We start from the raw sequence: 8573 nt of genomic DNA, 5'->3' as shown, positions 1-8573 counted from the left end.
CAGCCCTTTTCTTTCCAAATGAACGGAGTCGGCAGTACCAATCCAGCCCCGATAATCAGCGGGCTGTCTCTGAGCCCGGACGGCAGCAACTTCCTCTTCACCGTCAGCGCTACCGGCGGCCTGACCTACGGCCTGGAGGCTTCCTCCGACCTGACTCCCGGCAGTTGGCTCCGTTACACCAACTTCGTCCAAATCGGCCCCATGCAGCTCATCACGGTGCCCATCGATCCGAATTACCCCAAGCGCTTTTTCCGGATCGCATCACCCTGACCGCTAATGCGCATCCGGGCTTGATAGGGCCGCTCTAGCCCTTTCACGACGGGCGTACAGGGGACAGACGCCGGTTTCGTCGGTTTTTGTTCCCGTCACTTCTGAGAGATGGCGGGCGCGCTCAACTCACGAAGCCGGTGGGGTAGCTGGTGTGGATCCACAGAGTCTCCTGGCCCAGGCGCATCACAATCACGGTGACATCTTTGATCTTCTTCTTCACACCATCGGCGGCGTCACCATACCAGGCGCCCGTCACATCGACCCGGAGCTTGCGGTCGCGAATCGCCGCGTCGGCGTCCATCTCTTCCAACGCCGTCTGGCCCTTGTCCGAATTCAGCGCTTCTGCCGTTGCCTGCAGGCAATCCTCCAAGCTGTCGTAACGCGACTTTTGCCCGACATACGACGCTTCCTGATGTCCTTTTACGTGGTTGCGCAGCGTGTGCCCTGTATCGTCCGACACTTTTTCGGCCTCATTGGCAGGCGGCGAGTATTTGGTGATTGTCTTCACCTTGACGTTTGTCTTGGTATTGATGATATCGACATCCTGGAAATGCGAATCGTTGCCGCCCCAGACACTGATGTAACTGCTGAAGCGGTGGCCCTCGGCTAAATCGATAGCGCTCTTGATTTCGGCTTTCGTGTATTTTCGTTTCAAGGCCATCTCAGGAATCTCCTCGAGTCTTGGAGCAGAGGCTGGAACGACTTTGGGCCGGAGCCAGCCAGTGGCCAAGCGGCCCTGTGCCGGCGGGCGGACAAGTAGTGGTGCTCATGGGTTTAGTAAGCTACCGAACCGGCAAGCGGTGTCAAAAGCCAATTTATTCGCCTGATAAGTCCAGAAATGGCAGCATTGTCGCAACGGTAAATGGTCGTCCTCCTCTCCCGCATTAAAAGCAGTAGCCGGGGGGCGGGCCGCATGATAAATAAATTTAGTGCCAGGCACTTCAAATACATCCAGTGACGGCCAGGGGTTGGCGCCCGGGGCCTTTGGGCGCTTTTATCTTCAGGAGGTCCTCAACAGCGGCGGGATGGCCGACATTTGGCTGGCGACGGATGGCAAGAACAAGGCCTATGCCCTGCGCGTCATGCACGAGCGGCTCCGCTTCAACCTCCTGGCCCGGCGCCGCTTTCTGCGCGGGTGCGAGATTCTCTCCAAGATTGGCGATCATCCGAGCATCATCAGTTACGTCGAGCATGGGAAGGTCAAAGGCCATCTGTATCTGCTCATGGAGTATGTGGAAGCGGCCAACCTGAAAGAACTCTACACGAACCATGACCCGATTCTGCTCGAAAACGTGGCGCAGATTCTCATTGATATGGCCGCCGCCCTGGAACACATGCACGAAAACGGCTTCATGCACCTGGATTTTAAACCGGAAAATGTCCTGGTGACCCGCAATGGCAGCGTGCGGCTGGTGGATTTCGACCTCGCCCAGCCGATCCCGGAGAAACCAAAGAAGTTTTCCAGGAAGAATCCGGGCACACCCGCTTACATGGCGCCCGAGCAACTGATGGGTGAACCGATTTCCCATCGAGTGGACATTTTCTCCTACGGCGCCGCCGCTTACGAACTGCTCACAAACCACAAACCATTCCCCGGCGATACTCCTGGGGAGATCCTCCGCAAGCAACTCGACCGCTCGGAATTCGTCGGTCCGCGTCAGCTTAATCCGGACCTCCCCGCGACTCTCGAAAAGGTGGTGTTGCGTTGTCTGGAGCAGGAACCCGAGCGGCGGTATCCTTTCATTGGAGTGATGGTCCGCGAACTCCAGGCGGCGCTTTACGTTTAAGGGCACGTTGGACGTTCGATGTTATTAAAGGATATCTATGCTCTCTTGAACCGCCTCGGCCAGGACGGAGAGACCTTCCCGCAAGGCATCCTCCTGAATGGTGAGCGGGGGTGCGATCTTGACCGTCTGGCCCCAGGCGCCAACCGGGGCGAAAAACAGCAGGCCTTTATGGAAGCAGCGTTCGATAATTTGATGCGCCAGGTCCGGGGCCGGCTCTTTTCGTCCTGGCAAGGTCATTTGCAGGCCACCCACCAGGCCGCGGCAGCTAAAGCGCCCTACTCGGGCCGCATGTTGCCGCTGAATTTCGCGCAAACCATCTTCCAGAATTTTCCCCATCCGTGCGGCATTGGCGGGTAAATCTTCCGCAGTAATCTTTTTCAAACTGGCCAGAGCCGCGGCGCAACAGACCGGGTTACCCGTGTGGGTGCTGGTCATCGAGCCAGGAGGGAATTGGTCCATGATTTCAGCCCGGCCAATGACGGCGGAAAGCGGGAGCGAACTGCTAATGCCTTTGCCGCAGCAGATCAGGTCCGGGACAACTCCGTAATGTTCGAAACCCCAAAAGCGACCGGTGCGCCCAAAGCCCGACTGGACCTCATCGAAGATAAGGACCGCGCCGTTTTGGCGGCACCAATGCGCCAGCCGCTGAATGTATTCAACAGGGGCGAAGTCGGGCCCAACGCCCTGGTAACTTTCGAGCAGAACCCCGGCTACATTCTCTGGAGCGAGTCCTTTGCGTTGAAGGGTTTCGAGGAAAAGCTCGAAGCGGGTGTCGGTCGTCCAATAACCATCCGGAAAGGGGACCTGCACAATGGCCGGGTCTTCATTGATTATCCAGCTTTTCTGACCGGGAATGCCGCCGGCTTGCTGTGCCCCGAGAGTGCGTCCATGAAAGGCGCGCTCGGCGCCCACAATCGCCAGCTTGGCGGGTCCCCCCGTGCGGATGCCATGCGCCCGGGCCAGTTTGATGGCGCATTCAGTGGCCTCGGACCCTGTGGTGAGCAGAAAGACCTTGTCCAATCCTTCGGGGGCCAATCCGGCCAGTTTTTCAACGAGTGCAGCCCGTTGGCGGCTTGGGAAGACGTAGTTGTGCAGCAAGCCGCTGTTTACCTGGTCAATGATGGCCTGGCGCACCAAGGACGCCCCATGGCCGCAGTTGGCGACCAGCACTCCGCTGCTCCAGTCCAGCCAACGATTGCCAAAAGCATCGAAAACAAAAATGTCCTCAGCACGGTCCCAGACCAGGGGCGGCTGGCCGCGCATGGATTGGGGCTCGAAGCGGCGCAGCTTTTCCAGCGTGGCGACGGAGTCGGGATGGGGCAGAGGAGTGACAATCCGGCGGAAACGCGTTTCGACCCGTGGCACCTCTCGGGGTACGATGCTGAATTCTTTTCCCATAAAGGCTGCCGGATTTAATCACAAGCTGGTGAAAATGGACACGGGTAAAATTTAGTCTTTAAAGCAAAGCCTTTAAACCTATGATCCACTGGATGTTCGGAACGATTCTCAATGTGGGCGGGATTTTGGTTGGCGGGGCAGTGGGATTAGTGCGCCGCAAACCGCTTCCTACGCCCGCCGAATCGTACCTCCAGCTTGTGCTGGCCGTTTTCACCGTTTTCTCTGGCCTGCGGCTCACGTGGTTGAGCCTGGGCGGGACTCCGTTTGAAATCTTCAAGGAGATTCTGATCCTGGTCTTCGCGCTCATGCTGGGCAAATTGACCGGGCGCCTTTTGGGTTTGCAGCAACTCTCCAATCGCCTCGGGCGCCAGGCGCGCGAGCGGTTGGTGGCCGCCCGGCCAGACGACCCGGAGCGCGCGAGCGAGGGTTTCAAGGCCTGTGCCGCGCTATTTTGCGCGGCGCCCCTGGGTATCCTGGGGGCCGTCCAGGACGGTTTGACCCTATCGCAGTACTTTTACCCGCTGGCAATCAAGGCAGTCATTGATGGTGTAGCAAGTATTGGCTTTGTATCGCTTTTCGGATGGGGTGTTTTGATGGCGGCCCTTCCGGTGCTGGCGTTCCAGGGGACAATTAGCCTGGTTTGCCTTCGGTACCTCGAGCCGTTGTTGAGCGCGCACAACCTGCTCGAGTCAGTTAACGCCGTGGGCGGGCTCCTGGTGTTTTGTGTGGCGCTGGTCATGCTCGGCCTCAAGCGCGTCCAATTGGCCGATTATTTGCCCAGCCTGCTATTTGCCCCTTTGCTCACCAGCCTTTGGCGTTGAGCGCCAATTGGGGTCAAAACCCCACTAGTCTTTTAATCCTGCGGCTCCCATTGTGTCGCCATGCAACACACGCTGATTTTTGCTCCACCCGGTTCCACCAACCTCAATCCGAATCCAACTTTCAACGTCGTGATCCTTTACGAAGATTTCAATACAGGAAAGAAAGCAAAACGGACATACGATTTTTTGGCCGAGAATCTGGACGCACCTTGCCAATGCGCCAACCAGATGTGGAAGTTCGACGTGCTGCGCATCCCCAAGCTTTGCGACATGGCCCTTCGCGATGCAGCGGAGGCCGATGTGGTGATTCTCTCGTGCCGGGGCGGCGATTTACCCGGGCATTTGAAGGATTGGCTGCAGTCATGGGTTGCCGAGGCCGGAGCGGGACAGGCCTTGGTGGCTTTGTTTGAGCAGGGTTCGGAGGAGGCCCGCCAAACTCGGCCACTGCGCGAGTACTTGGCTGAGTTGGCCAAAAAAGGTGGAATCGAGTTTTTCTCGCAACCAGGCGATTGGCAGGCGCGAATCTTACAGGGAGATTCAATGCCGCCGACCCATCCGTCGTCTCCAGGAGAGAACCATTTCGACACACTCGCCCGGGTAGTCCATGGGAAAGCCGGTGTTCCTCGCTGGGAGATTCCACAGAAAGAATAAGCGCTCATCTTTTTGCCCGCTTTAGAGCACGTTTAACAATAGATTGCCGCCTTCCTCTTCGTCCTGGTCCGTAGCAGCCGACGCGGCAGTCGGCTGCTACAATCTGACGAGAACGAGGGCAACTGGTCCATTTTCAAAACACGACTTAGGAAAAAAAACCGGCGCCGGCCTGGTCTGAGACCCCGACCGGCGCCAGGAACTGCCTGCAGCGACCCAACCCCATTTCCTCGAAAAATGGCGAGCATATTTAATGCCAATCAATTTTAATGCATTTTTCCTTGGTTTTCCAGTGTGCCCTACTCGGTGTGCGCGTGGATTTCACGCATTCTGCGTGATTTTCACGCGAATTGACCATTCAACCCGCTCTGTCTATCAAATCTGAGTTCCACGCGGCCCTGATTCTCTCTTGTTCTGGAACTGGACTTCATGCCGGGGCCGATCAACGTTACGTGCGTTGTATCGGATTACTCAACTGAGCAAGGGTCTGCGGGTGGCGACGGCCGAGATGCCCCAAATGGTGGGGGTGAGCGTGGGCCTATGGGTGGGTATTGGTTCTCGTTATGAACCCGAGGAGTTGAATGGGGTCTGTCATTTTATCGAGCATCTTCTGTTTAAAGGGACAAAGAAACGCTCTGCGCGCGAGATTTCTGAAGCGGTCGAAGGGGTTGGCGGGTATTTGAACGCGTTCACCGGAGAAGAGACCACCTGTTTTCATGCGCGCGCCTGCCATCCACGCTTCGAGGGAGTGCTCGAAGTGCTGACCGATATGCTGTTGCATTCCCGTTTTGCGCCGGTCGAGATCACCAAAGAACGCGAGGTGATCAAGGAAGAGATGGCAATGTATCTGGACGAACCGCAACACCTCGTTCAGGAATTGCTCAATGCGACGCTGTGGCCCGGCCAACCGTTGGGACGCCCAATCACTGGGACTGAAAAGACTCTCGATGCGATGACGCGCAACGATCTGGTCAGCTATTTGCGCCAAAATTATGTGGGGGCCAATACGCTGGCTGTTGCAGCGGGAAGGGTGACGCACCGCCAGGCTGTTCGTGCCATTGGGCGCCTGGCTTCGCAGTTGCCTTCGCGGCCAATGCCGGCCTTTCGCCCTGCGCAAAACTCTCAGCATGCCCCCCGGGTTCACCTGCATACCAAAGAGACCGAACAGGCCCAAATAGCGCTGGGCATCCGGACCTGTTCGAGGCATGACGAGCGGCGCTATGCGTTGCGCCTGCTCAATACTCTGCTCGGGGAGAACATGAGTTCGCGCTTGTTCCAGGTAGTGCGCGAGGACCACGGGCTGGCCTACTCGATTTACAGCACCCCCAGCTTTTTCCACGACACGGGTGACTTGGTCATCTCGGCCGGTCTGGACACGGAGAATCTCCGGCGAACCCTTAAGCTGATAGGACGCGAGATGCGGCGGTTGGCGGACTCGCCACCGGGCCGCGCCGAACTGAGGCGCGCGCGAGAATATGTTCTGGGGCAGATTGACCTGGGACAGGAGAGCACCGATAGCCAAATGAACTGGGTGGCAGAGCAACTGCTGGCATACGGCAAAGTCTTGTCTCCTGCGGCAATCAAGCAACGTCTGGGCCGAGTCAGCGCAGAAGAAATTCGCGCGGTTGCCCGTGACTTCTTCCGGCCCGAGCGTTTCAATCTGGCGATTGTGAGCCCGCTGAAATCCGACCGCCGTCTGGTAGAGGACCTTGAGCGGGCAATCCAGTGAAACCGTTGCTCATCGAGATTCCGGATGCCCCTGGCCTGGAGGCCATGGCAGCGCCGCTCGCGAACGAACCAGGTCTTGTTCTATTTCGCAGCGCGATGATGGACTCGGCTCAGGTGCGCTACTCGTTTCTGGCCGCACGGCCCTTCCTGACATTCAGGTCTTTCGGCTCTCGAATCGAAATCCGCGGTTCATCCTGCTCTGCAGGCGGGGGCATTTGGGCTCCCGGCCCGCTCTGCCGCTACGGCAATCCCTGGAGGGTTCTCGAGGAGTTAATGCCGCGTTATGAAATGATCGAACAGATCGATCTGCCTTTTCCGCTCGGCGGCTGTTTTGGCTATTGGGGCTATGACCTGAAGAATTTCATCGAGCCCAAACTCCCACGCCGGGCTTTCAACGATCTCGAGTTGCCGGATTGCCACCTTGGCTTTTATGACAGCCTGGTTGCGTTCGACCATTGCCTCGGAAAGGCCTGGATTGTCTCGACTGGGCTCGGTCCCGACGGTTCGAGAACGTCCGTTCGGGCGCGGAGTCAGGTCCAATTTTGGCAGCAGCGCCTTTCCCAGCGTGTCCTGCAGGATTGTCCACAAGGTAAATCGCCAGAATCACAGGCTTTATGGCGTTCTGGTTCGAATCGGTCGCTGCAGCGCTTCCAGGATGCATCAGCCGTGTTCTCGAACTTGTCGCAAGCCGAATTCATGGCGCTGGTGGCCCGGGCACAAACGTATATCCGGGCCGGTGATATTTATCAGGTCAATCTGGCGCAGCGACTCTGTGTTCCATGGCCAGGTTCGGGATGGGATTTATTTGAGCGCCTGACGGCTGTATCTCCAGCCCCGTTCTCTGCCTACCTGTGCTGCGGCGACTTTTCTGTCGCTTCCTCATCGCCGGAGTTATTTCTGCGCGCCAGCGGCTCGCATGTCTGTACTCGGCCTATCAAGGGAACACGCCCGCGCTCAGCCGAACCGGCGCGGGATGCGCAGCTTGGCTATGAATTACAAACCAGCGCCAAGGAACTGGCCGAGTTGGTGATGATCACGGACCTGCTTCGCAACGATTTGGGGAGGGTTTGTGAGTTCGGGTCGATCGAGGTTCTCGAACTTGCCCGCCTCGAGCGCTATCCGCAGGTTCAGCATTTGGTCTCCACCATCGAGGGCCGTTTGAGGAGCGATCTCGGCCACTTTGGGGTTTTGTCGGCCTGTTTTCCGGGTGGCAGCATTACAGGCGCTCCGAAATTTCGCGCCATGGAGATCATCGATGAGCTGGAAGCGGTCTCGCGCGGCCCTTATACGGGAGCACTGGGCTACATTGGATTCAATCGCGAGAGCCAATTGAGTATCGGCATTCGCACCGCGATCTGCAAACCAGGCGTCTCTTATTTCCATGCCGGCGCTGGGATCGTCGCTGATTCGTCGCCTCTGGCCGAGTACGAAGAGACCCTGGCCAAAGCGCGCGGATTTATTGAGGCGGTGGGCGCCGGTCATGTCGGATTTCGCGTCTCATTAATACCGGGGCTTTAGCCCGGTGAACGGACTGGTTTTCTGCGTTTGAACTGTTTCAACAGGTTGACGGCCGGGCCGAGAAGGCGTTGGACCGGCTTGAATTCTCGCCGGGCTGCATGGTTCCTGCGAAGACCAGAAGGGCCACACCTACCGGCGGTCACGGAGGGAATCCGAGCCGCCGGTACCGGATTCTTGCAAAAAGAGGCGTTACGGGGCAGGAACAACGTCGAGGACGCGCGTGTCGTAGTCGATCGGTTGTCCGCTAGGATTGGAGAATTCAAGCGCCACCGTCACCGATTGATCAGGACGGAGGAGGCGGTCATGATCAGCGACCGGAATGCTGACATACTTTTTATTTTCATGCCAGCACCTAATCACACCCGGCCCTTGGAAGTAAACGTGACAATTGCAATGTTCTGGT

The 8573-nt window shown here is 57.7% G+C and carries 8 protein-coding genes; 6 read left to right on the top strand and 2 right to left on the bottom strand.

From position 1 onward, the window contains the following. Window positions 1-270 (top strand): hypothetical protein (locus tag VG146_06345; GenBank protein HEV2391967.1); only part of this gene is annotated, 270 nt, incomplete at its 5' end. Between the two features lie 121 nt (window positions 271-391). Here VG146_06345 and VG146_06340 read toward each other — a convergent pair. Beyond that, on the bottom strand, window positions 392-931 hold the full coding sequence (locus VG146_06340; protein ID HEV2391966.1) for a hypothetical protein: 540 nt from the start codon (window positions 929-931) through the stop codon (window positions 392-394). A gap of 268 nt (window positions 932-1199) precedes the next feature. Here VG146_06340 and VG146_06335 point away from each other — a divergent pair, with 268 nt between their 5' ends. After that, window positions 1200-2057 (top strand): serine/threonine-protein kinase, encoded by an 858-nt coding sequence (locus VG146_06335; protein HEV2391965.1) that lies wholly within the window; start codon window positions 1200-1202, stop codon window positions 2055-2057. A gap of 24 nt (window positions 2058-2081) precedes the next feature. On the opposite strand, the gene VG146_06330 is transcribed toward VG146_06335, so the two are convergent. Further along, window positions 2082-3455 (bottom strand): aspartate aminotransferase family protein, encoded by a 1374-nt coding sequence (locus VG146_06330; protein ID HEV2391964.1) that lies wholly within the window; start codon window positions 3453-3455, stop codon window positions 2082-2084. A gap of 80 nt (window positions 3456-3535) precedes the next feature. On the opposite strand from VG146_06330, the gene VG146_06325 reads away from it, so the two are divergent. The 4 genes from VG146_06325 (at window position 3536) to VG146_06310 (ending at window position 8170) form a co-directional block, all read left to right on the top strand. Next, window positions 3536-4276, top strand: coding sequence for a DUF554 family protein (locus tag VG146_06325; GenBank protein ID HEV2391963.1), 741 nt, complete (start codon window positions 3536-3538; stop codon window positions 4274-4276). Window positions 4277-4336: 60 nt separating this feature from the next. Continuing rightward, window positions 4337-4927: a hypothetical protein gene (locus VG146_06320; protein HEV2391962.1), complete on the top strand. Its 591-nt coding sequence runs from the start codon at window positions 4337-4339 to the stop codon at window positions 4925-4927. 454 nt (window positions 4928-5381) lie between these two features. Next, complete coding sequence (locus tag VG146_06315; GenBank protein HEV2391961.1) at window positions 5382-6653, top strand: pitrilysin family protein; 1272 nt, start codon at window positions 5382-5384, stop codon at window positions 6651-6653. Next, window positions 6650-8170 (top strand): anthranilate synthase component I family protein, encoded by a 1521-nt coding sequence (locus VG146_06310; GenBank protein ID HEV2391960.1) that lies wholly within the window; start codon window positions 6650-6652, stop codon window positions 8168-8170. Before VG146_06315 ends, VG146_06310 begins: the two co-directional genes overlap by 4 nt. Window positions 8171-8573 lie beyond the last annotated feature (403 nt).

The organism is Verrucomicrobiia bacterium, from assembly GCA_035946615.1.
GTDB lineage: Bacteria > Verrucomicrobiota > Verrucomicrobiia > Limisphaerales > UBA8199 > DASYZB01.
This window is presented reverse-complemented; position numbering and strand designations above follow the sequence as displayed.

Coding starts and splice junctions, on each gene's coding strand:
- VG146_06340 (HEV2391966.1), bottom strand. CDS start 931: ATGGCCTTGAAACGAAAATACACGAAAGCCGAAATCAAGAGCGCTATC.
- VG146_06330 (HEV2391964.1), bottom strand. CDS start 3,455: ATGGGAAAAGAATTCAGCATCGTACCCCGAGAGGTGCCACGGGTCGAA.
- VG146_06325 (HEV2391963.1), top strand. CDS start 3,536: ATGATCCACTGGATGTTCGGAACGATTCTCAATGTGGGCGGGATTTTG.
- VG146_06320 (HEV2391962.1), top strand. CDS start 4,337: ATGCAACACACGCTGATTTTTGCTCCACCCGGTTCCACCAACCTCAAT.